The organism is Ruegeria sp. AA6 (assembly GCF_056542865.1).
Window position 1 is genome coordinate 274,448 of sequence record NZ_JBQGAN010000002.1, and the last position, 22,585, is coordinate 297,032.

General features: G+C 58.5%; 22 protein-coding genes. 12 read left to right on the forward strand and 10 right to left on the reverse strand.

The features are described 5' to 3' along the window. Window positions 1-32 precede the first annotated feature (32 nt). From prfA to ACR0LN_RS04380, 3 genes are all read left to right on the forward strand, one after another. Complete coding sequence (gene prfA, locus ACR0LN_RS04370) at window positions 33-1,088, forward strand: peptide chain release factor 1 (RefSeq protein ID WP_480428360.1); 1,056 nt, start codon at window positions 33-35, stop codon at window positions 1,086-1,088. Beyond that, entirely contained in the window at window positions 1,085-1,930 is an 846-nt protein-coding gene (gene prmC / locus ACR0LN_RS04375) for a peptide chain release factor N(5)-glutamine methyltransferase (RefSeq protein WP_480428011.1), read from the forward strand. Before prfA ends, prmC begins: the two co-directional genes overlap by 4 nt. 240 nt (window positions 1,931-2,170) lie before the next feature. After that, window positions 2,171-2,749, forward strand: a complete 579-nt coding sequence (locus ACR0LN_RS04380; protein WP_480428012.1) for a DUF4167 domain-containing protein — start codon at window positions 2,171-2,173, stop codon at window positions 2,747-2,749. A 53-nt stretch (window positions 2,750-2,802) separates the two neighbouring features. Here the strand turns inward: ACR0LN_RS04380 and rsmA are convergent, their stop codons facing one another. The 5 genes from rsmA to lptG form a co-directional block, all read right to left on the reverse strand. Beyond that, a complete protein-coding gene (gene rsmA / locus ACR0LN_RS04385; protein WP_480428013.1) occupies window positions 2,803-3,645 on the reverse strand; it encodes a 16S rRNA (adenine(1518)-N(6)/adenine(1519)-N(6))-dimethyltransferase RsmA in 843 nt (280 codons plus the stop codon). 84 nt (window positions 3,646-3,729) lie between these two features. Beyond that, the gene (pdxA, locus tag ACR0LN_RS04390) at window positions 3,730-4,695 is read right to left on the reverse strand and encodes a 4-hydroxythreonine-4-phosphate dehydrogenase PdxA (RefSeq protein ID WP_480428014.1); all 966 of its coding nucleotides are present in this window, start codon (window positions 4,693-4,695) and stop codon (window positions 3,730-3,732) included. Then, window positions 4,692-5,945: a peptidylprolyl isomerase gene (locus ACR0LN_RS04395; RefSeq protein WP_480428015.1), complete on the reverse strand. Its 1,254-nt coding sequence runs from the start codon at window positions 5,943-5,945 to the stop codon at window positions 4,692-4,694. The genes pdxA and ACR0LN_RS04395 overlap by 4 nt, the downstream gene beginning before the upstream one ends. Next, window positions 5,936-8,098, reverse strand: coding sequence for an LPS-assembly protein LptD (locus ACR0LN_RS04400; protein WP_480428017.1), 2,163 nt, complete (start codon window positions 8,096-8,098; stop codon window positions 5,936-5,938). Before ACR0LN_RS04400 ends, ACR0LN_RS04395 begins: the two co-directional genes overlap by 10 nt. Next, window positions 8,098-9,198: an LPS export ABC transporter permease LptG gene (gene lptG / locus ACR0LN_RS04405; RefSeq protein WP_480428018.1), complete on the reverse strand. Its 1,101-nt coding sequence runs from the start codon at window positions 9,196-9,198 to the stop codon at window positions 8,098-8,100. The genes ACR0LN_RS04400 and lptG overlap by 1 nt, the downstream gene beginning before the upstream one ends. Before the next feature lie 240 nt (window positions 9,199-9,438). On the opposite strand from lptG, the gene ACR0LN_RS04410 reads away from it, so the two are divergent. From ACR0LN_RS04410 to ACR0LN_RS04420, 3 genes are read left to right on the forward strand one after another with little or no spacing between them, the layout of a single operon-like run. After that, a complete protein-coding gene (locus tag ACR0LN_RS04410; RefSeq protein ID WP_480428019.1) occupies window positions 9,439-10,905 on the forward strand; it encodes a leucyl aminopeptidase in 1,467 nt (488 codons plus the stop codon). A 4-nt stretch (window positions 10,906-10,909) separates the two neighbouring features. Further along, window positions 10,910-11,368 carry a DNA polymerase III subunit chi gene (locus tag ACR0LN_RS04415; protein WP_480428021.1) on the forward strand — a complete coding sequence of 153 codons (459 nt, stop codon included), beginning with the start codon at window positions 10,910-10,912 and terminating at the stop codon, window positions 11,366-11,368. 37 nt (window positions 11,369-11,405) lie between these two features. Beyond that, window positions 11,406-12,452 (forward strand): aldo/keto reductase, encoded by a 1,047-nt coding sequence (locus tag ACR0LN_RS04420; RefSeq protein ID WP_480428023.1) that lies wholly within the window; start codon window positions 11,406-11,408, stop codon window positions 12,450-12,452. Window positions 12,453-12,521: 69 nt separating this feature from the next. Here the strand turns inward: ACR0LN_RS04420 and ACR0LN_RS04425 are convergent, their stop codons facing one another. Next, on the reverse strand, window positions 12,522-13,508 hold the full coding sequence (locus tag ACR0LN_RS04425; RefSeq protein WP_480428024.1) for a GlxA family transcriptional regulator: 987 nt from the start codon (window positions 13,506-13,508) through the stop codon (window positions 12,522-12,524). Between the two features lie 131 nt (window positions 13,509-13,639). On the opposite strand from ACR0LN_RS04425, the gene bcoG reads away from it, so the two are divergent. The 3 genes from bcoG (at window position 13,640) to ACR0LN_RS04440 (ending at window position 16,859) form a co-directional block, all read left to right on the forward strand. After that, window positions 13,640-14,557, forward strand: a complete 918-nt coding sequence (bcoG, locus tag ACR0LN_RS04430; RefSeq protein WP_480428025.1) for a 3-dehydrocarnitine:acetyl-CoA trimethylamine transferase BcoG — start codon at window positions 13,640-13,642, stop codon at window positions 14,555-14,557. Window positions 14,558-14,640: 83 nt separating this feature from the next. Next, window positions 14,641-16,104: a carnitine 3-dehydrogenase gene (locus tag ACR0LN_RS04435; protein WP_480428026.1), complete on the forward strand. Its 1,464-nt coding sequence runs from the start codon at window positions 14,641-14,643 to the stop codon at window positions 16,102-16,104. Next, window positions 16,101-16,859 (forward strand): SDR family oxidoreductase, encoded by a 759-nt coding sequence (locus ACR0LN_RS04440; protein ID WP_480428027.1) that lies wholly within the window; start codon window positions 16,101-16,103, stop codon window positions 16,857-16,859. Before ACR0LN_RS04435 ends, ACR0LN_RS04440 begins: the two co-directional genes overlap by 4 nt. 6 nt (window positions 16,860-16,865) lie before the next feature. Here the strand turns inward: ACR0LN_RS04440 and ACR0LN_RS04445 are convergent, their stop codons facing one another. Together ACR0LN_RS04445 and ACR0LN_RS04450 are read right to left on the reverse strand one after the other, a co-directional pair. Beyond that, window positions 16,866-17,048 (reverse strand): hypothetical protein, encoded by a 183-nt coding sequence (locus ACR0LN_RS04445; protein ID WP_170489271.1) that lies wholly within the window; start codon window positions 17,046-17,048, stop codon window positions 16,866-16,868. 82 nt (window positions 17,049-17,130) lie between these two features. Continuing rightward, complete coding sequence (locus ACR0LN_RS04450; RefSeq protein WP_480428029.1) at window positions 17,131-17,997, reverse strand: helix-turn-helix domain-containing protein; 867 nt, start codon at window positions 17,995-17,997, stop codon at window positions 17,131-17,133. A 107-nt stretch (window positions 17,998-18,104) separates the two neighbouring features. Here ACR0LN_RS04450 and ACR0LN_RS04455 point away from each other — a divergent pair, with 107 nt between their 5' ends. The 3 genes from ACR0LN_RS04455 to ACR0LN_RS04465 are packed head-to-tail and all read left to right on the forward strand — an operon-like array spanning window position 18,105 to window position 20,109. Next, window positions 18,105-18,308, forward strand: coding sequence for a DUF2061 domain-containing protein (locus ACR0LN_RS04455; RefSeq protein WP_480428030.1), 204 nt, complete (start codon window positions 18,105-18,107; stop codon window positions 18,306-18,308). Then, window positions 18,301-19,185 carry a fatty acid desaturase gene (locus ACR0LN_RS04460; protein ID WP_480428031.1) on the forward strand — a complete coding sequence of 295 codons (885 nt, stop codon included), beginning with the start codon at window positions 18,301-18,303 and terminating at the stop codon, window positions 19,183-19,185. The genes ACR0LN_RS04455 and ACR0LN_RS04460 overlap by 8 nt, the downstream gene beginning before the upstream one ends. 21 nt (window positions 19,186-19,206) lie before the next feature. Then, window positions 19,207-20,109: an EamA family transporter gene (locus ACR0LN_RS04465; protein ID WP_480428032.1), complete on the forward strand. Its 903-nt coding sequence runs from the start codon at window positions 19,207-19,209 to the stop codon at window positions 20,107-20,109. Here ACR0LN_RS04465 and ACR0LN_RS04470 read toward each other — a convergent pair. Continuing rightward, window positions 20,106-21,455, reverse strand: coding sequence for a DEAD/DEAH box helicase (locus ACR0LN_RS04470; RefSeq protein WP_480428033.1), 1,350 nt, complete (start codon window positions 21,453-21,455; stop codon window positions 20,106-20,108). The two genes, ACR0LN_RS04465 and ACR0LN_RS04470, sit on opposite strands and share 4 nt — an antisense overlap. A gap of 186 nt (window positions 21,456-21,641) precedes the next feature. After that, window positions 21,642-22,583: a glycosyltransferase family 2 protein gene (locus ACR0LN_RS04475; protein ID WP_480428034.1), complete on the reverse strand. Its 942-nt coding sequence runs from the start codon at window positions 22,581-22,583 to the stop codon at window positions 21,642-21,644. Between the last annotated feature and the right edge of the window lie 2 nt (window positions 22,584-22,585).

Here is a 22,585-nt window from a genome sequence, read left to right on the forward strand (position 1 = left end):
ACCAAAGCCTCGGATTGATAGACACCGCGCGGATGATCCCCGAAGAACGCCTTGAACAGATAACTCAGAGATTCCAGTACCTCGAAGCTGCCATGGCTGATGGCGCATCGGGTGGCGATATAGCGGCTTTGGCTAAAGAATATTCGGACCTCAAGCCGGTGGTCGATCAGATCATGGCATGGCGCCAGCTGGTCGCTGATCTGGCCGAGGCCGAGTCGATGCTGGCCGATCCCGACATGAAGGAACTGGCCGAAGAGGAAATTCCCGGCCTGCAGGTCCGCATCCCCGAGGCAGAAAACGCGTTGCAATTAGCGCTGTTGCCCCGTGACGAAGCGGATGCACGCCCGGCGATGTTGGAAATTCGTCCCGGCACCGGAGGCGACGAAGCCGCCTTGTTCGCCGGAGACCTGCTGCGCATGTATCAGCGCTATGCCGAAGGTCGCGGCTGGCAGTTCGAGATCATCGAAGAACAGGCGTCTGATCTGGGCGGCATCAAGGAAGTTGTCGCGCATATCAAGGGCGACAATGTTTTTGCACGGATGAAATACGAATCCGGCGTTCACCGTGTGCAACGCGTGCCTGAAACCGAAAGCGGCGGGCGGATTCACACCTCGGCGGCGACTGTGGCGGTTCTGCCCGAGGCCGAGGATGTCGACATCCAGATCGACGCCAATGACATTCGCATCGATACCATGCGCAGTTCGGGCGCGGGCGGGCAGCACGTGAACACTACGGACTCGGCGGTGCGGATCACCCACCTGCCCAGCGGCATCGTGGTGACGAGTTCGGAAAAGTCACAGCACCGGAACCGAGAGATCGCGATGCAGGTGCTGAAAACGCGCCTGTATGATTTGGAGCGTCAGCGGATCGACAGCGAACGCTCGGCAGATCGCGCCAGCCAAGTGGGATCCGGCGACCGGTCTGAACGGATCAGAACCTATAACTTCCCGCAGGGCCGCATGACGGATCACCGGATCAACTTGACGCTCTACAAGCTGGATCAGGTGATGCAGGGCGATCTGGACGAAGTAATAGATGCGCTGACCGCTGATGATCAGGCGCGGTTGCTGGCCGAGATGGCGCAATGATCGCGGCGTTGACAGCAGCGCAGGCGATGGTTGCCGCCACGGCACGCCTGCGTGCGGCAGGTGTGGACGATCCGGCGCGCGATGCGCGCGTTTTGCTGGCCCACGCCGCACGCATTGAGGCAAGCCGGGTCACCTTGATCGCACCCGAGGAACTGTCGCCGGAAATTGCCGAACGCTATGATCAGTTGATCTCGCTTCGGGCTATTCGTGTGCCGGTGTCGCATCTGTTGGGCGAGCGTGAGTTTTATGGCCGCCGCTTTCGCGTTAGCAGAGACGTGTTGGACCCGCGACCCGAAACCGAGACGTTGATCGAAGCGGCGTTGAGCGAGCCGTTTGACCATGTTCTGGATCTTGGGGTCGGCTCCGGCTGCATCCTGATTACACTTTTGGCTGAACGAACGAGCGCCTCTGGCGTTGGTGTCGACTTGAGTGAATCCGCATGCCTGCAGGCCAGCGCGAATGCAGTTCAGCACAATGTTCAGGGCAGGGTTGAGATTTCGCGCTCTGACTGGTTCGAGAACATTGGGGGTGAGTTTGACCTCATTGTTTCCAATCCGCCGTATATCTCATTGGCAGAGATGGACGAGCTGTCCCCAGAAGTACGCGAGCATGAGCCGCGCATGGCGCTTACTGATGAAGGCGACGGGCTTGGGGCCTACCGTCATATTGCAGCCTCGGCCCCTGATTTCTTGACCCCCGGGGGGCGTCTATTGGTTGAAATCGGACCCACGCAGGGCAAAAGCGTCGCCGCGTTGTTTCAAGCTGCGGGGCTGGCCGAAGCCCGGATCATCCCCGATCTGGACGGTCGCGACCGGGTCGTTGTCGCCAGAATACCGCAGTAGAGGTCTAAACTGAGGCTGAAAAGTGCCGATAAATGTAAAAAAGCTGCGAATTTTTGGACAACCCTCTTGTCTGCGGGCTCTGGACATGCTTACTCAGAGTCAGTCGGAGAGGTTGACGCTGTTTCAGCGGGCCCCTGACGCCAAGCCCAAAAAAGTCGACATCGTGTGACGGCTACAGCCCTTGAGCAGTGCAAGACGCGACGTGATCGGCATCGAGTGACAAGGCTGACGTAAAGTAAGATGAGATCTTCCAAATCCCGCTCGCGGGCCAAGAACAACCGCAATCGTCCTTCCGGGGGCAACGTCGTAAACCGGGTTTTCGACAGCTCGGGTCCCGAGGGTAAAGTGCGCGGTACGCCCCAGCAGATCATTGACAAGTATAACCAGTTGGCGCGCGATGCTCAGCTGTCGAATGACCGCGTGGCCGCTGAAAACTTTCAGCAGCATGCCGAGCATTATCTGCGCCTGCTGAGCGAAGCGCAGCGTGAAATCGAAGCGCGCCGCGAAGAGCAGGAGCGCCAGAACCGCGAACGCCAGGCCGAACGCGACCGCGAACGCGCCGAGCGTCAGGAGCGTGAAGCTGCCCGTCAGGCCGATCCGGCTGAGGCACCGCAACCCGATGTCATGGATTTCGAGGCCGAAGCGTCCGTCCCCGAATCCGGGTTGGTAGAAACGCCCGAAAGCAAAGGGGCTGACACTGCAGCGCCGGAGAAAAAGGAAAAGCCAGCGCGCAAACCAAGGGCGCGGAAACCCAAAGCCGCACCGGCGGCTGAAGAAGCGCCCAAAACCGATGGTGATGCGCCAGAAGCAGCTGAATAGTTGCTGAGGTTGAAATTGCGAAAGCCTCGGGGTTGCCCGGGGCTTTCTTGCGTTTAGGTTTTTTGAATCTCGCGCGCCAACGCGCAAAACAACTCAAGCGGAACCTGCTCGGCGCGTTCCGTCGGTTTGATACCAGCGGCCAGTAACCGATCTTCAATATCAGTAGCCACACCTTTCAGTGAGGCGCGTAACATTTTGCGGCGCTGATTGAAGGCGGCGGCGACGACGCGGCTTAGGGTTGCAGCGTCGGCGGGGTAGCGTGGCTGGGGCAGGGCGGTCAGATGGACCACCGCGCTCGAAACCTTGGGGGGCGGGGTGAAGGCTCCGGGCGGTAGCGACATCGCGATGCGCGCCTCGGCCCGCCATTGCGCAAGGATTGCGAGGCGACCATAGGCTTTGCTGCCAGGTTGAGCGACGATACGCTCGGCAACTTCGCGCTGGAACATCAAGGTCAGGCTCTGCCAGAAAGGGGGCCATTCCGGGGGCGTCAGCCAGCGCACCAGCAGTTCGGTGCCGACATTGTAGGGCAGGTTGGCCGCAATACGGATCGGGGGTTTCAGATGCTCAAGCGGATTGATCTCCAGCGCGTCGCCGTTGATAACTTCAAGCTGACCGGGATAGGCGTTGGCGATCTCGTTCAGGGCGTCGATGCAGCGGGTGTCTTTCTCGATCGCCACGACCTTGCGTGCGCCTTCAGACAAAAGCCCGCGGGTTAGCCCTCCGGGGCCGGGGCCGATTTCCAGCACATCGCATTCCGTCAAATCTCCGGCCTGGCGCGCGATCTTGGCGGTCAGGTTCAGGTCCAGCAGAAAGTTCTGACCCAGCGACTTGCGTGCCGAGAGCTGGTGTGTCGCGATGACGTCGCGAAGAGGGGGGAGATGGTCGATTGCGCTCATGATCCGATTACCGTGGCGCGGGTTTGGGGTGATGCGCCAGAGATTTTTTGCCTCCGGCGGGGATATTTTCAGTCAGGTGAAGGATCAAGTGCTTAGTGCCATGCGTTGGGCAAGTTTCAGAGCCTCGATCAGGCTGGTGGGGGTGGCGACGCCTTTGCCTGCAATATCCAGTGCCGTGCCGTGGTCAGGCGAGGTACGGATGAAAGGCAGGCCCAGTGTCACGTTAACACCACGGTCGAAATCCAGCGTTTTGATCGGGATCAGGGCTTGGTCGTGATACATCGCGATCGCTGCGTCGTAGCGGGCGCGGGCAGAAGCGTGGAACATCGTATCCGCCGGGTGCGGGCCGGTGACAGTATAGCTGTCGTTTGGAAGGTCTCCGATCAGCGGGGCGATCCAGTCTAGTTCTTCCTGACCCATCTTGCCGCCTTCGCCCGCATGTGGGTTGAGGCCGGCAATGGCGATACGAGGGTGCTCGATACCGAACTGGCGGCGCAAACCCTCGGCGGTAATGGCGATCGTTTCACGCAGCAGGTCTGGAGTCAGAGCTGTGGGGACCTCGGACAGTGCAATATGAATTGTCGCGGGAACTACGCGCAACTGATCGCTGGCGAGCATCATCACGACACGGTCGCAGCCTGCGAGGGCAGCCAGAAATTCAGTATGGCCGGGATAGGCAAACCCGGCCCCGTCGATCAGTGCTTTTTTGTGAATTGGAGCTGTGCATAAAGCTGAGGCGGCACCAGACTGCACCAGTGAGACACCGCGTTCGATAGCGGCGATCACCGAAGGTGCATTGGCCGGGTCCGGCCTGCCCGGGACACTGAGCGCTGGAAAATCCAGTTGCAGCACCGGCAGAGCAGAGGCGCAAATATCAATGGCCTCGGACGGGTGTGAGATTCCCGAAAAAGGTGTGTTCGGCGGCAGGTGACTTGCGTCGCCGATATAAAAGAAGGGGCAGTTGCCGCGTAGCTCAGACCACGCTTTGGCAGAAATTTCCGGGCCAATTCCGGCTGGATCTCCACAACTCAGCGCGATTGGGGCGGTCATTGCTCGACAATTGTGGCTTCGGCGCGCAGCTGTGCGAGCAGGCTGTCCGCGAAGGCTGTGAGGCGCGCTTGAGTAAGCGCATTGGCCACGTCGACACGGGATGTCTCTTCACCCAGGTCGCGGGTGCGGGTGCACAACATCAAGAACAGAAGGGTTTGCCCGTTGTTACGGGTCAATGTTGTTGAAACCTCATTGATATCAAGTTTGGCAAGTTCCAGCGCCACGTCGCGCGGTATTTCAGACGGGCTGGATTGAATTCTCTGCAGAACTTCGGCCGGTTGATCCTTGGCAATGCCATAAAGGTCATCGCAGGTGTCGATCTGCTCTTTTAGTTTGGCAGCTTGGGCCAACGTGTCGGCACTTCGGCCGCCCGGCATGCTGTAGATCGCGTAGTCAATCTCGGAATAATTGGTGGCGCCGGCCGCAACTTCGCGCAGGCCGCGCATCTGGAACAGGGCGATGGCATTGGGCAGCGACAGAGGTTGAGTGATGTCCCCATTCTTCAGCCCCAAGATCACAGGTTGCAAAGCAGGGGGCAGGCTGGACAGGTTCAGCCAGTCCAACCGTCCGCCGTTGTCGCGTGTGGCTGCCGCCGAATACTGCGTCGCGGCTGCCGCAAAGGCGTCATAACCTTCAAGTTGCGCGATTTCTTGGGCCAGAAGTTCGGCCTGTGCCACGGTTTGCTGATTTACGGGGATAATGATTTCGGACAGCAGTACCTGCAGGCCGCCGCCACCGGATTGTCCCAAGGCCCGGTTTATCTCGTCCTCTGTGGGGCGTGCCTGGGACAGATACCGTGCGCTGATATAGTCACGCCACGAAACCTGATTGGCCACGAAGTCGCGGACGGTTTCGCGATCAACTCCTTGGTCCGCCAGCAACTGCAGGAATTGGTCGGACGACAACTGCCCGCGTGACGCAAATTCGTCGATGCCAACCTGAATATCCTCTGGGGCGGCCACAATTCCTGCTTCACGCATGACCTGACGGCGCAGCCGCTCGTCAATCAGGGCCTTACGCACCTCGCTCTCGGATGCGCCAGGTGCACCCAATGCGGTCAGGAATTGTTGGCGTTGGTTTAATTCGTACCAAGTTATGATGTCTTGGTTCACCTTGATTGCCGGAGAAAACAGGCTTTGAGCATCGGCCTCAAAGGTCGTAATAGTCAACATCGCCCCGGCAAGAAGGGGCGCGGCTGGTTTAAGCCAACCGGAGCGGAGGAAACGGGTGAAACCTGAAATCAACTGCATCTTCTCTTGTATTCTTGGCCGCCACTTTTAACGGAGTATCCCGTCAGGGCTACGGTAAAGCCGAATTCTGTCGAAGGCTCAATACTTGATGATGAGGTAAAGCGCCTGCTGACATCCATTTTAACTTGTACGCATTCGTTCTGATACGTAACTCCCAAGCCATATCGGATGGGTTCGGACTCGGCGAAGTCATACCGAGCAAGCGCTCTGGTATTCCAGTTTTGATCCACTTGGTATCTTCCGGTTAAGCGAACTTCTGAAATTTCATCATCCAAGTTTTCCGCCGGATCCGGTTCTTGCCACAGATAACTTCCGGTAACCGCAGCTGTTTGTTGCTGCCAGCCGGCACGGAGTTCGGCCTTGGCAAAACTGAAATCACCGTTCAACAGGCCGCGCCCTGCTACGGTCCAACCATTATTGGTCTGAAGCTGCGCAGCTAGCAGTAAGTCGGAAACCGTGCCCTGTAGCCCTGATGTCAGGTTAAAGTTAGGATCCGCTTCGGCACGAAAAACCTGCCCTACGGTTGCAAGGGCGCGCCATCTTCCAGCGGCATAGCGGGACCAGTTGACGCCAACCACACTGGTCAGGCCGTCTTCGCGCTGATCCGGCGCAGGGAAACGGGACAGAGACAAAAGGTTACCCTGATCAAACTCCTGAAAGGTGCTTTCGTCGTTTGGGACGTTGTCGTCAGATACATGGGTCCACCCAATCTGGGCAATTGGTTCCAGAACCTGAACCGCGCCCGAGGCCTCGCGCTTGCGCAACGGAAAGCGCAAAGTAAGCGCGGCGCGAGGGGTCGTCCGTGTTACCTCTTCGGGGAACTCGCTGTCATTGCGAATGTCGAACGTATCCACCGAAGCGCCGATTTGCACGTCGGTGCGCAGACCCGACGCGAAAGTCCAGCTGCGCAGCCATTCGGCATCGAGGGTAGCGCGCGCGATGTCACGGCCAACAATATCTTCGTCGCTGGTTCGTTCGTGAGCGTGGGCATCAAAACCCAGCCGAACTTCACCTCCGACTGCGGTCGGAAACAGGCGCTTTTGATAATACAGGTCGAACACACGCGACGGGATTTCATCCTGATCTTCACTGTCGCGCAGGGTTTTGTAGTGAATAAAACTGGTGCGGAACGCCGTGTCGCGCTTGATCCTCTCCAGCGCGATTTCACTGCGTAACCGGTCGAGGTCCGGCAGGCCATAGTCGGCTAGGTATGCGTCGTCGGACGTGGTTTGAATGTCAAACGTAAACCGAAAATCGTTCCGTAGGTCAAACCAGCCGTTAGCGAACAGGTATCCCCGGTCGTCGTCAGGTTGCAGGTCGTCCTGCGTGTAGGCGCCTCTCAGTTGGATGCGCCCGTTTTTGAATGCTTGGCGATAGCGTAGCCCAAGAGTTTTGGTCTTGGATGACACATAAGGTGTCAGTGTCAGGTCTCTGTGATCGCCCAACTTTATGAAATAGGGCACCTGAAGGCCGGTTCCCAACTGCGACGTGGTTCGTACCGACGGCACCAGAAAACCGGTGGCTCTATCAAGTGTCGGGTCAGGCAGTCGCAAGTAGGGCAGGTAGAAAACGGGAAAATCCAGAATTCGGAACTGTGCCCCCTCAAAGTACAACTGTCGTTCCAGTTGATCATGGGTGACCTTACGGGCGCGGATTTGCCATAGAGGCGGTTTGCCGTTTGCGCAGACATGACAGGAGGTGGCGGCGACCTTGCTGAACTGTGTGTACCTGCCACCGGCACGCGTAGCCTGAACCGAGGCGATTTGCACCTGTTGTTCGAACACCATCCGCGCGCCGGTCAGCAGCCCGTTTTGAAGGCCATCGTCTAACTCGGCAGAATCGGCCAAAATCGTGGTTTCGCCAGCCTGATCAATGCGGATCGGTCCTTCCAAGGTTAGCGCGCCTGTTTCACGGTCGAAAGTGATACGGTCCGCAGTCAGTTTGACGTCGCCCTGGAAAGCCTCGACATTGCCCTCGGCCACGAGGACACGTTCAGGTGTGATAAATATCCGATCCGCCACCAACAGCGCGGGTTGATCCTCTTGTTGCGGCTCTTGCGTCTGTGAGGGAGCAGTTTGGACTTGCGCCAAAACGCCCGTGGGCAATGCCAGTGCAACCGCGCCGGACAGCAAAAGGCTGGATATGATCCGCATTAGCCGTCCTCCGCGTGGAGCAAAAGGCCGAGCGACAGGAGAATGGCTGCAAATGGTGGTGCCCAAGCTGCGATTAAAATTGGCAATTGACCGTTTTCCCCAAGTATTTGGGCAAAGTTTCGAACGAAGTAGATGGCGAAGCCCAGAAGCACGGCAGACAAAACCGCGATGCCCGTGCCGCCAAAACGAACATGACGCATGGTGAAGGCGGCTCCGATCATTACCATCGCCACTAGAAATAGAGGCCTGGCTAACTGGACCTGCAACCAGACTTCATACTGCTTGGTGGAAAATCCTGCCTCTCTGAGGTCGCGGATCAACTCGGGAAGATCGAAGACTGAAACCGAACTTTGCTGGCCGAGCGTGTCCAGAATGCGCTGCCGCGTCAGCGAGGTCGGGAGTTCGATACTTTGGTGTACTTCAGAAGTGATCTCTGGGTTTACGTCTTCATTCACCGACCAAATCTTTGCATCCTGTAGAATCCACGACCCGTTGGAAAGCTGCGCGCGATCAGCCAAAATCTGCTGCGTTGGTTTGCCGTCTGGTGAGAAGGTTACAATCGTAACGCCGGTTAGCTCCAACGAGTCGGCATTCGTCGTGCCGCGAGCATGGATAACCGATTGCCCCTCGGCCGAACCCTGACGAAGCCACAAACCTTCGCGGGTAATTGACAGCGCAGAATTCCCTTTGTTTTTGTACGAGTCCGCCAATCGTTGAAATTCCGCAGACGTCGCAGCGCTGATCGGGTTCAACAGAACTACTGCCAGCCCGCCTATCAGCAGGGCCAATGTGACCGGAGCCAGCAACGCCCGGATGCCTGATCGCCCGATGGCGCGTGTCACCACCAATTCAGAACTACGCGCCAGCCCTACGAACAACGCAATTGTGGACAAGATGACCAAAAGGGGCAGCATCTCGCTGATGGCTGCTGGTGTGTTCAGCAAGGTCAGGTGCAGCAGGCGACCGAAGGACAGGTTTTCCGACTCGAAACGGCGGGCCTGTTCAACCAGGTCGATCAGAATCAACAAAGCCAGAAAAATGCCACCGATGACCAGAAAGCTCTGCATGAACCTGCGGGCGAAATAACGGTCGAGGATCACGGGTGTGCCTCCGCCCCATCAACATGCCGATTGTATCGGGCGGTCACCGGACTGGAATCACTTTCGCCTGCGCGGATGCGCGACGGCATATGCCTGCCCTGTCTCGCCAATTCGTTCTCCCCCGATCCGGTCGGAATTTTTTCGGGACTGTAATGCAATTGGCGCGCGGGGAAAACTGCTATCTGGTCAAGCCGCGCAGTGCGGGCTAGGTCTTGGGGAACAGATTTTGAGGAGTTTGCAATGAGCAGTCTTGTACCGATCCGGTTTCAGCCTTTTGAAGTGGACGCAATGGCGCAGGCCGAAGGGCGGGTGGCGGTGATCGTCCCGGCTGACGGCAAGATGAGCCCCGCAGTGCGCCGAGCCAACCGCCTAACCCGTGGTGCGGTGGCGCGGCTGGTGGAAAGCCCCCGGTTCGAAAAGGTTAAAACGGGCGACGTGATCTCGCTGGCGTGGCCCGGCGGCATGGCGGCCGAGGCGCTGGATATCGTGGTGTTGCCACGTCGCCCTGATCCGGTTGAGGCACGAAAGGCCGGTGCCGCGCTGGCAAAGCTGGCGGGCGGCAAGGACATGCTGGTGATGGCAGGCAATCAGGTTCGAACTGAGGATCTTGCGATGGGCATCGCCCTGCGCAGCTATGACTTTGACGCGCATAAGACCAAGGAAGCGGATGATGCTGGCACCGTCACCATCAGCCACCAAAAGGCCGATGAGGTCGAGGCCGCCTTTGCCCCGAAATACGCTGTGGCCGATGGCGTACGCATGACCCGCGACCTGACCAATGAGCCTGCCAACGTTCTTACCACTACCGAATTCGCCGACCGTCTGGCTGAAATGAAAGAACTGGGCCTTGAGGTCGAGGTTCTGGAAGAGGACAAGCTGGAAGAACTGGGCATGCGCACGCTGCTGAGCGTCGGGCAGGGCTCGGTCAGTCCGTCGAAGGTTGTGGTGATGCAGTGGAACGGTGGCGACAAGAACGACGCGCCGTTGGCTTTGGTGGGTAAAGGTGTCGTGTTCGACACCGGTGGTATCTCGCTGAAACCGGCCGGTGGCATGGAAGACATGACCATGGATATGGGCGGCGCGGGTGTTGTTGCGGGCACCATGCGCGCGCTGGCCAAGCGTAAGGCCAAGGCCAATGTCGTAGGTCTGGTTGGTCTGGTCGAGAACATGCCCTCGGGTAACGCCACCCGTCCGGGTGATGTGGTCAAGTCGATGAAGGGTGACACGGTCGAGATCATCAACACAGACGCCGAGGGCCGTTTGGTTCTGTGCGACGTGATGTGGTACGCGCAAGAGCGGTTCAAGCCGGTGGGCATGATTGATCTGGCCACACTGACCGGCGCGATCATAATCGGCCTGGGGCATGAGAATGCCGGTGTCTTCTCGAACAACGACACATTCTGCGATGCATTCCTGAAATCAGCCAAGGCCGAGGATGAGGGCGCATGGCGGATGCCACTGGGTGAGGCTTATGATAAGCAACTGAAATCGCGCATTGCAGATATGAAGAACGTTGGCGGTCGTCCTGCGGGTTCGATCACGGCGGCGCAGTTCCTACAGCGGTTCGTGAAAGAAGAAACGCCTTGGATTCATCTGGACATCGCGGGTGTGGCCTCGGTGGCATCGGAAACATCCTATGCACCCAAAGGGGCCACCGGCTGGGGCGTTCGCGCGCTAAGCCGGATGGTTCAGGATCACTTCGAGTAATCCGATGGGCGCCGTCTATTTCTACCACCTGACCCGTCAGCCTTTGGAGCGTACTTTGCCGGTTCTGCTGGACAAGGCGCGGCAGGCCGGGTGGAAGATCGCCGTGCGGGGAACCGACCCTGCGCGGATGGACTGGCTGGATGAAAAACTGTGGCTGGGACCGGAAGAAGGGTTCCTGCCACATGGCCGAGAGGGCGGCCCGCATGACGCAGCGCAGCCGATTTTGCTGACGACCGGGCCAAAGGCCGCCAACGAGCCGGCGTGTGTCATGGCTGTAGATGGCGCTGAGGTTGACCCGGTCGAGGTTGCCGCGCTGGAACGGGTGTGCATCCTATTCGATGGCAATGACGATCAGGCCGTCCAGCACGCGCGGGGGCAGTGGAAAGCCCTGACGGGCGCGGGATGTTCGGCGCAATATTGGTCCGAGGAAGCGGGCCGTTGGGAAAAGAAGGCCGAGGCATAAGCCGCCGGCTTCAAAGTAAACCTCTGGAGAGTGACTGATGGAAATGAAGCCCTTGGGCCGTACTGGGATCACGGTGTCGGACCTGTGTCTGGGTACGATGACCTTTGGTACGCAGACATCCGAGGCGGATGCGCATACGCAGATGGATATGGCGCTGGACGGTGGGATCAATTTCGTTGATGCCGCCGAAATGTATCCGGTGAACCCGATCAGGAAGGAAACCGTTGGGCGGACCGAAGAGATTCTGGGCAACTGGAACGCAGCCAACCCGGCGCGGCGGGGTGACTATATTCTGGGGACCAAGCATTCCGGTGCAGGGTTCAACCATGCCCGTGATGGCGCGCCAATCTCGGCTCAGACTATCCCGGTGGCCATTGAAGGATCGTTACGTCGGTTGCAGACCGAATGCATTGATCTGTACCAATTCCACTGGCCGAACCGCGGAAGCTACATGTTCCGTCAAAACTGGAACTATGCACCGGCGGGGCACAATACGAATGAAGTTTTGGACAACATGCAGGAATGCCTCGAGGTCCTGCAGGCGCAGGTAGACAAGGGGAATATTCGTGCCTTTGGTCTGTCCAACGAAAGCACTTGGGGGACTGCACAATGGCTACGGATCGCCGAGCAGATGGGTGCGCCACGAGTGGCTTCGGTGCAGAATGAATATTCGCTGCTATGCCGTCATTTCGATACGGATATGGCCGAGCTGAGCGTGCATGAGGATGTGGGTCTCATGGCGTATTCGCCTTTGGGGGTCGGGTTCTTGACCGGCAAGTATCAGGGCGGAGCGGTGCCGGAAGGATCGCGCATGTCTTTGGTGGCTGAAATGGGCGGGCGCAAGGGGCCGCGCGTGTTTCAAGCTGTGGCGGCGTATCTGGAAATCGCCGAGAGGCATGGGTTGGACCCGGTGCATATGGCACTGTCCTGGTGCAGGTCACGTCCATTCATGATGTCGGCCATTTTCGGAGCAACGTCGGTGGCGCAGTTGGAGCATATTCTGAACGGTAAGGATGTGCGGCTATCGGATGAGGTCTTGGCCGAGATTGGTCAGGCGCATCGCGCGCATCCGATGCCGTTTTAGGGGGCTCTGCCCCCGCCGCGCTTTGCGCGCCTCCCCCGAGGTATTTTTAGCCAGATGAAGGGGATACCCTCAGTGATGGGTGGGGTAAGTGCGTTCCTGCCTCAGGTCGCGGGCCGACAGGCCGTGGGCTGTACGAAAGGCGCGGGCAAAGCTGGATTGTGACGCGAATCCGGTCGCCAGCGCGACGTCCATCAGGGACATATCCGTGTCGGTAACCAGACGGCGAGCCTCGGCCAGGCGCAGTTGCAGGTAGTGGTCTTGCGGTGTTGTGTTCAGGCGCAGGCGGAACTGTTGCTGCAAAGTGCGCGGGCTGGTGCCCAAAGTGTCCGCGATGTCGACCAGTGGAAGCGGTTCGTCGAGAGAGGATTCCATGAGCGCATTTGCCTTGGCCGTCAGCGCAGTGTGGCGATGCGGGGCGCCTGTCCGGCTTTGCGGTTTGGTGGGTTCGGGCGCGCCATCGTAGAGGAATAGGCCCGACACACGTGCGGCAAATCCTGCGCCGTGGCGTGCTGCAATGATATGAAGCATCATCTCGACCGCCGGGATGGCTCCGCCCGATGTTAGGCGGTTGCCCGATACAGTGAAACGGTCAGGGCGCACGTCGACCTCGGGAAAGCGGGCGGCGAAATTGTCGAGGTCCTCCCAATGGGTGGTGGCAGCGTGGCCGTCCAGCAAGCTTGCCTCGGCCAATAGCCAGGGGCCTCCGTCGATGCCGGCCATTGTCGCGCCGGTGCCGGCGATGCGGCGCAGGCCAGCCAATAGGCTGGGGGTGGCGTGGCGGGCCAGTTGGAACCCGGCCACCACAATCATCAGATCGCAGCCTTGCAGCCTTGCCAAGGGGATGCCGGGCACGTTAAGCGCGCTGGTCAATGTCGCAGGGTCCGCAGTGGCGGTTACATAGTCCCAATCGAACGCTGGGCGATCCGCAAGGCGGTTCGCTGCACGCATTGGGTCAACCGCCGATGCAAAGCTGAGAGTGTTGCATTCGTCCAGCACCAGCACCGCCGTTTTCAGGGCGCGATGTTCGGGTTGGAGTATGTTTTTTGCGGATTTCATCAAGTTCGATTCGCATTCTGGCAAGTGTTTTCACAAGGCTGCGTCAGAGTTGGGCGCAACGCAAATCGGAATCCGGGGAGAAGCCTGGGGAAAACCTATGGCAAAACCGGGTATAACTTGGGGAAAACGTCATGCCTCTGGAAATGAACCGCGAAGTCTTCATCACCTGTGCCGTCACCGGGTCGGGCGGAACACAGGATCGCAGCCCGCATGTGCCGCGTTCACCGCAGCAAATAGCAGACAGCGCGATTGCTGCCGCCAAGGCCGGGGCAGCAGTGGTTCATTGCCACGTGCGCGACCCTGAGACCGGCGCGCCCAGCCGCCGGTTGGACCTGTATCGCGAGGTGACTGAACGCATTCGTGAGGCCGAGGTCGACGTCGTTTTGAACCTGACGGCCGGGATGGGCGGGGACATGGTGTTTGGCCCGACCGAAGCGCCTCTGCCTTTGCGCGAGGATGGCACCGATATGATCGGCGCGGCAGCGCGGGTTGAACATGTGGCCGAATGCCTGCCTGAGATTTGCACCTTGGACTGTGGCACCATGAACTTTGCCGAAGCAGACTATGTCATGACCAACACGCCGGGCATGTTGCAGGCCATGGGGCGGATGATGACGCATCTAGGCGTGAAGCCTGAGATCGAAGCGTTTGATACCGGTCATTTGTGGTACGCCAAGCAGTTGGTGAAGGATGGCGTGCTGGACAGTCCTGCGCTGGTGCAGCTGTGTATGGGGGTTCCGTGGGGTGCGCCAGATGATCTGAACACCTTCATGGCGATGGTGAACAACGTTCCGGATGACTGGACGTTCAGCGCATTTGCATTGGGTCGGAATCAGATGGCTTATGTCGGGGCGTCCGTGCTGGCCGGTGGTAACGTGCGCGTCGGGTTGGAAGACAACCTGTGGCTGGACAAAGGCGTTCTGGCCGAGAACTGGCAACTGGTCGAACGCGCCGGGACCATTATCGAGAACATGGGTGCGCGGGTGATCGGACCGCAGGAAGTGCGCGAGAAGCTGGGGCTAGTGAAGCGCGCGCCGGTCGCGAAGTGATCGAAGTGGATTGGGGGCCAGCCCCCAATCCCCCGGAGTGTTTTTGGAAAGATGAAGACTGTTTCTTTGACAGGCGGGTTGGCATGAAAACGGCAGCGATTGTTGGTGGTGGTGTAATCGGCGGCGGTTGGGCTGCTAGGTTCCTTCTGAACGGCTGGGATGTGCGGGTGTTCGACCCCGATCCAGAAGCCGAGCGTAAGATTGGTGAGGTTCTGGACAATGCGCGGCGGTCTCTGCCGGGGTTAAGTGATGTGCCTTTGCTGCCAGAAGGCAAGCTGACCTTTCACGAGGACTTAGCCGAAGCCGTGCAAGGGGCTTCTTGGATTCAGGAAAGTGTGCCGGAACGGCTGGACCTGAAGCTGAAGGTCTACAAGGGGCTGCAAGAGGCGTGTGATCCAAATGCGATCATTGGCTCTTCGACCAGCGGGTTCAAACCGTCTGAGTTGCAAGACGGCGCGTTGCGCCCTGAACAGATCGTGGTGACGCACCCGTTCAACCCGGTCTATCTGTTGCCGCTGATCGAACTGGTGCCGACTGACAAAAACCCGCCCGAGATGGTTGAGCGCGCGCAGGAGTTGTTGAAATCGGTTGGTTTCTTCCCCCTGCACATCAAGAAAGAGATCGACGCGCATATTGCTGACCGTTTCCTCGAAGCCGTCTGGCGCGAGGCGCTGTGGCTGGTCAAGGACGGCATCGCCACGACCGAGGAGGTCGACGAGGCGATCCGCATGGGCTTTGGCATCCGCTGGGCGCAGATGGGGCTGTTTGAAACATACCGCGTGGCGGGTGGTGAAGCCGGAATGCGGCATTTCATGGCGCAGTTTGGCCCGGCTCTGAAGTGGCCCTGGACCAAGTTGATGGATGTGCCCGAGTTCACCGATGAATTGGTCGATATGATTGCTGACCAGTCTGACGCGCAGTCCGGTATGCATTCGATCCGCGAGTTGGAGCGCATCCGCGACAACAACCTTGTAGGTATGATGCGGGCTTTGAAGGCGCAAAACTGGGGCGCGGGTGCGGTGTTGAATCAGCATGACGCAGCACTGAAATCGGGTGCTTTGCCGACGATGGAGCAGGCTGACCTGAGCCAGCCCATTCTGACCGTTTCGCGTGCTGTGCCGCTGGATTGGACCGACTATAACGGCCACATGAACGAGGCGCGTTATCTTCAGGCTTTTGCCGATGCAACCGATCGTTTCATGGAGATCATCGGCTGTGACGCAGATTATATAGCCTCGGGTGGCAGCTATTTCACTGCCGAAAACCACATCCGCTATATCGATGAGGTTCACGCGGGCGCCAGGATTGAAATCCGTACGCAGATGTTGCTGGGACAGGGCAAGAAGCTGCACCTGTTCCACAGCATGTATGAAGGAGACAAGCTTCTGGCCACGGGCGAAAGCTTCCTCCTGCATGTCAGCCTTGAGACCCGTCGTCCCAGCGCGCCATCGCCTGAAATCGAAGCTGCAATGGCACGCATTGCCGAAGCGCAAGCCGGGTTGCCATACCCCGAAGGCGCGGGTGCCGCGATACGCAAACCGGCATGAAGCAGCGTGTTCTGATTACGGCCGGTGCCTCTGGCGTCGGCCGTGCTATGGCCGAAGCGTTTGATGCAGCCGGGTACAGCGTCTGCATCACCGATATTGACGAAGCCGCGCTGCGATCCACGCCAGAGCACTGGTCGTGTCATTGGGCTGACGTGTCGAGCGAATCTGATATGAGTGCCATCTTTCAGGCCGTCGAGGCCGAAGGTGGGCTGGACGTACTTTGCGCCAATGCCGGGGTCGCGGGCCCGACAGATGCTATTGAGGATATTGAGCTGTCGGACTGGCGGTCCTGTGTCTCGGTCAATCTGGACGGCGCTTTTCTGGCTGCTAAACACGCAGCGCCGATAATGAAAGCCGCACAATCCGGCAGCATCATTCTGATGTCATCGACTGCGGGGCAGTTCGGCTATCCGTACCGTGCGCCATATGCTTCGGCGAAATGGGCGGTGATTGGATTGATGAAAACACTGGCGATGGAACTAGGCCCGCACGGCATCCGCGCCAACGCGCTTTGCCCGGGGGCTGTTGAAGGCCCTCGGATGGAAGGTGTGCTGGCGCGTGAAGCCGCAGCCAAGGGGATGAGCCGAGATCAGGTCTACGCAGGCTATGCCTCGGGGACTTCAATGGGGCGGTTTGTCGAAGGGCGTGACATTGCCAATATGGCCGTATTCCTCGCCTCGGATGCGGCGCGGTTGGTGTCGGGTCAGGTGATCGCCGTGGATGGCCATACGGTCAACCCTGACCCGAAGATTTAGTTGGCGTCAGCCCTGATTTGGTCCGCGAATCTGGCGGATGGTCTGGCGAACCGCTTGCCAGTCCTTGGCTTCCTGAACGTTACCCGCGGCCTCGCATTCGCGCATTTTCTGTGCGGCTTCGGCCTCAGCCTGATCACCATGAGCGGTGTAAAGAGCCCGTGCGTATTGAGCGGTTTGTAGTGCGTCCATTCCTGTTGTCCTCCGTCAAAGATCGGAATACCCGAAGTTTCGCGCCGACCGACGATAACACAAGATAGCCTTCGGTGCATACTTAGTTGTCAGAGATCGTTGCGCGCAGCTGTCTCAGGCGCCGGGGAAAGTCGCGGGCGGTCACGTCAGCCTCGCGTACGAGGCGGTCGAAATGGCGGGTGAACGTCTCAACCCGGTCGCGGTCGCGGAAGGCCATATAGTGGCTGCCCGCGTAGAAAACGCAGAGCAAAGGCCCAAATATCGTGACCGGAGCGGAATAAAGACGTTTGGCATCGAACAAGTAAATGCGCAGGCGGGGATAAAGCTGTTCGCAGATTTCCAACAGGTGGTCGATCTGTTCCAGCCTGATTTTGGGGCACAGCCCCTCGTAGTAGCCAGTCGCAAGAGCAAAACTGTCGATTTCGAAGATCGGCATGGCAATTTCATAGTCGGATTGCGCACTTCGCATCCAAGTCAAACGGTCCGCTGACGCTCCAATCGCCTGATCCGCAGTGCGCCCCAGATGCGGGGCGTATTCCCACTCCAACACCGCGCGCGTCTTTAACATGTCCGGCAAAGTGGCTGGAACATAACGGATTTTATAACCCGCGGCTTCCTGGTGCCACTCAAAGATTCGCTCATCGACCAGCGCACGAGGAGCCTCGGTCATGGTCAAAGAGCTGGCGAGCAATTCAGCCGCACTTTCCGGCCGGTCTGAGATGCTGAGCAACCAGTCCGCTGACACTCCCAACGCCGAGGCACAGCTGCCAACAACATGGGCATTCGGCAGGCGTGCGCCTGCATCGGTCAAAAGTTGCGACACGGTCGAGCGGTCGACGCCGATATGTCGGGCCAGCGCGCTCTGACTGACGTGTCTTTCTTCCATGGCCCGGGCCAGACGTGCGCGGAACTGCGCAGCGCGGTCCCGTTTGTCTATTTTATCCTGCATGTGTTTGAAAATATCACATTTGATGAGTTTTGTTAATCATAATCAGAATTTTAAAAGCGTACAGCGGCCCGTAATCTTGATGAGATAACAATAATATGGGTGACGGAATGGAAACGCGACGAAGATCTGTCGTGAAAGCGGTGCTGTGGAATGTCATGGGCCTGTGCGTGATGACGTTGGTGGGGTTGGTGGCCACCGGGTCTGCTGCTGTCGGCGGGACGCTGGCAATCGTGAATACAGCCATCGGACTGACGATGTACGTAATTTACGAGCGTGTCTGGGCAGGTATCTCATGGGGTCGCAATGTCTAGGCGCAGGACACCCGAGTGGGGCACCCTCGCGCTGATATCGGCATGTTACGCAACTTGGCTGGCCGTGATTTTCCTGCTGCCGCTTTGGTTGGCCATACCGGCTATGGCGTTCGTGGCGGCTTTGCATTCTTCTCTGACACATGAGGCGCTTCATGGTCACCCGTTTCAGGCTAGATGGCTGAATGAAGCGCTGATGGCGCTGCCACTGACGCTGTTTATTCCGTACCAAAGGTTCCGGGATCTACATCTGGACCATCACCGCGACGAAACGCTGACCGACCCGTACGATGACCCTGAATCGAATTATCTGGACCCAAAGGTTTGGGGTGCGCTGAGTGCGTGGCAGTGGCGGTTGCTGGCCGCGAATAATACGCTGCTCGGGCGGATCGTGTTAGGTCCTGCAATAGGTCAGTTCATGTTTTTGCGTAGCGAACTGATTGGTGCTCTGCGCGGTGACAGAAAAATCCTTTTGGCCTGGGCGTTGCATTTGCCGGGTGTAGCGGTGGTTCTGTGGGTGGTCGCGCAGTCTGCGATGCCGATCTGGGCCTATGTGCTATCAGCATATTTCGGTCTTGGGCTGGTTAAAATCCGCACCTTTCTGGAACACCGCGCGCATGAAAATGCCCACGCGCGTACGGTAATTATCGAGGATCGCGGGCCTTTGGCTTTTCTGTTTTTGAACAACAACCTGCACGTCGTTCATCACATGAACCCCGGCGCGCCATGGTACCGGTTGCCCGCCCTATACCGTGCTGGCAAGGATCAGTTTCTGGCCAGAAATGAGGCCTATGTTTATCGCTCTTACGGCGATGTGTTCAGGCAGTATTTCTGGCGCGCGAAAGACCCGGTGGCGCATCCTCTCTGGCCAAAGCGTTGATTTGACGACACAAGAGTGTCCATGAGTTTATGGATACCCGTCACCATCGCCGCCGCCTCGTTCCAGACGGTGCGGTTTATGCTGCAAAAGTCGCTCAGCACCATAAAGCTGAGCGCGGCAGGCGCAACCTTTGCCCGTTTTGCCTATTCCATGCCATTGGCTTTGCTGGGGCTGATCGTGGCGTTGCAGGTGACAGGGCTAAGTCTGCCGTCATTGACGGGGTGGTTCTGGCTGTTTGCAGTGATTGGCGGGACTTCGCAGATACTGGCCACCATCTGTGTGGTTGCTTTGTTTAAACAGCGCAACTTTGCGGTGGGGATAACCTTCAAAAAGACCGAAGTCATTCAGACCGCCATCGTTGGCTTTCTGGTATTGGGTGATCAAATTTCGCCCGGAGCGCTGGGGGCGATCCTTTTGGGCCTGCTGGCCGTTTTGCTGCTGTCGAAATCGCCGGGCGGGGACGGGGCGTGGTGGAAACACCTAACCAATCGAGTATCACACTTGGGGCTGGGGTCGGGGGTTCTGTTCGCGTTTTCCTCGGTCAGTTATCGCGGTGCTTCGCTGGAACTGGGCGATATAGACGCGTGGTTCCGCGCACTGGTGACGCTGGCCGTGGTGGTTACGTTTCAGTTCCTCAGCATGGGGATTTGGCTGCTGTGGCGTGACCGTGCCGAGCTGCTGGCGGTATGGAATACACGTCGGACCAGTGTTTTTGTCGGACTGACCAGCCTGTGCGGATCGTTTTGCTGGTTTTTTGCCTTCACGCTGCAAAACGCAGCTTACGTCAAGGCGCTGGGGCAGGTGGAACTGCTGCTCAGCCTGTTCGCCTCGATCCTGTTTTTTCGTGAAACCATCACCCGGCGTGAAATCGCCGGGATGATGTTGCTTGGCGTGTCGATACTGGCACTGGTGTTGGCAATTTAGCCAGCGCGGCGCTCATCAAAGCTGAGGGCGATGAAGCTGGGCAGGTGATCCCCCATGCCAACAACAGCGGGACCGCTCTCGTCCCTGCGCCCACGGCTGCGACCTCTGGGCTCCCGATCCTTGCGCTCGTCACTCTTTTTGGTCTCGGAAGATTTCGCCTTTTTCTCAGGCTTCGGTTTTTCGACCTTGGGTTCTTCTTTGACGGGGTTGTCAAGCCGCGGGATTTCTTTCTGGATCAGCTTTTCGATGGCATCCAGTGCCTTTTCATCGCGACCCGCGCAGATCGTGATGGCCTTTCCTTCACGCCCGGCACGACCGGTGCGTCCGATGCGGTGGACGTAATCCTCGGCATGGCCGGGAACATCGAAGTTGAACACATGGCTGACCGACGGAATGTCCAAACCACGCGCAGCAACGTCCGACGCGACCAGCAGGCGCAGAGAGCCATCGCGGAACCCGTCCAGTGTTTTCATCCTCTGCGACTGGTCCAGATCGCCGTGGATGGCAGCGGCGTTATAGCCGTATTTCTTCAGCGATTTCGCGCAGATATCCACGTCGGTTTTACGGTTGCAGAAGATGATCGCGTTGGTGCACTTGTCACCCTCGGCGTCGATCAACGCGCGTAGAACCTTGCGTTTGTTGCTGGCTTCACGGTCACGGCGTCCGCCTTTGAACATGACCACGCCCTGTTCGATGGTCTCGGAGGCGGTGGCTTGACGGGCAACCTCGATCCGGGCAGGAGCGGACAGGAACGTATCGGTGATGCGCTCAATTTCAGACGCCATGGTGGCCGAGAAGAACAGGGTCTGGCGCGTAAACGGCGTCAGCGAGAAGATGCGCTCGATATCTGGGATGAACCCCATATCCAGCATCCGGTCGGCTTCGTCCACCACCATGATCTGAACGCCGGTCAACAGCAGTTTTCCGCGTTCGAAATGATCCAGAAGACGACCCGGAGTAGCAATCAGAACGTCGACACCGCGATCGATCAGTGCCTCTTGTTCTTTGAAGCTGACGCCGCCAATCAGCAGCGCTTTGGTCAGTTTCAGGTGTTTGGTATAGGTGTCGAAATTCTCGGCCACCTGTGCAGCCAGTTCCCGCGTCGGACACAAGACCAGCGAACGCGGCATCCGCGCACGCGCGCGGCCTCGCGCCAGCAGGGTGATCATTGGCAGCGTAAAGCTGGCAGTTTTGCCGGTGCCGGTCTGGGCGATCCCCAGTACATCCTTACCCTCAAGAGCGGGCGGGATGGCCCCTGCCTGGATCGGGGTGGGGGTTTCGTATCCGGCTTCCTCAATGGCTTTGAGGACCTTCGGGTTCAGGTTCAGTTCGTTAAACTTTGTCATGTATGTCCGGTTCATGCGGACATTAGACCTGGCCCGCGCGTCAAAGGTTTGCCGGGCCCGGATGGCCATACGCTGCATTGCGTAATTTCGGCTTGGAGGGGGACATAACAAAATCGTTGGTCAGGGTCAAATGAACTCCCCTTAAGAGTCCGACGCATTCAAAGGGTGCAGGTTTTTCGCAACAATTCAGATACTTCCCGGAAAATGTTTCCTTAGTTTGCTCTCAAGGTCCAAAGGACGATGCCGGATCAAGCCTTGCTGCTCCAAACGCGCGTATACTAGGGGATCTGCGCCGCTGATCTCATCAAAGAAGGCGCGCAGGCCGTCCATGCCCTGTTCCGCTTCGATCCAGCTGAGCAACTCGTTCATATTCATCCCCCCACGGTCACGGGGGACGTTGGGGGACATTCCGGGCTGATACGAGCCCCGCTCAAGCCGGAACCTGAAGAGAGACATCCAATGATCCCAATCGAGGGCATGGCGATGGCACAGGTCGACACCGGGCAGTTCAACCTTGCTAGGAACGATTTCACCGTTTTGAAACAGGTTATGGATACGAAAGCTGACTTTGGGCAGGCCGGTGCGGACGAACAGCTTGCCTTGTACATGGCTAAAGAAACCGGCCAGTACAAACGCTCCGAAATTCGGATAAACCGACTGGATGATACCCTCACGGTTTGCCCCTGTCGGGATATACGCCTTGTATAAGTCGTCGGCGCCAGCCATCGCTTCGATCGGGCGGACGCGGGCGCAGGGGATGTCGCCGGGAACCTCGGCCAGCAACTGTCCAATGGGCCGTTCCGACCACAGAAATTCATCCAGGTCGATATGGGCGAGCCAATCCTCGTCGGCCTTACGGTAGGCAAAGGTGGCGTTTGCGGTTTGGCGGGTCTGGTGTTTTTCCGGCCTTGCGCGCTTGCGGTAGGCCCAGAATTTATCATCGCAAATGCGAACCGAGATTTTCGGGTGCTGCTTTAGTGCGCTGAATGCCTTGGGGTTGGGTTCGTCCAGGAAGATGTACATCCGGTCGACCCCAAGATCGAGGTGATAGGCCACAAATCGCAGGATGTCCGGGGCTGATCCCCGGACCGTCGAAACGATACCCCAGCTTGCAGCCCTAATTGTCATAT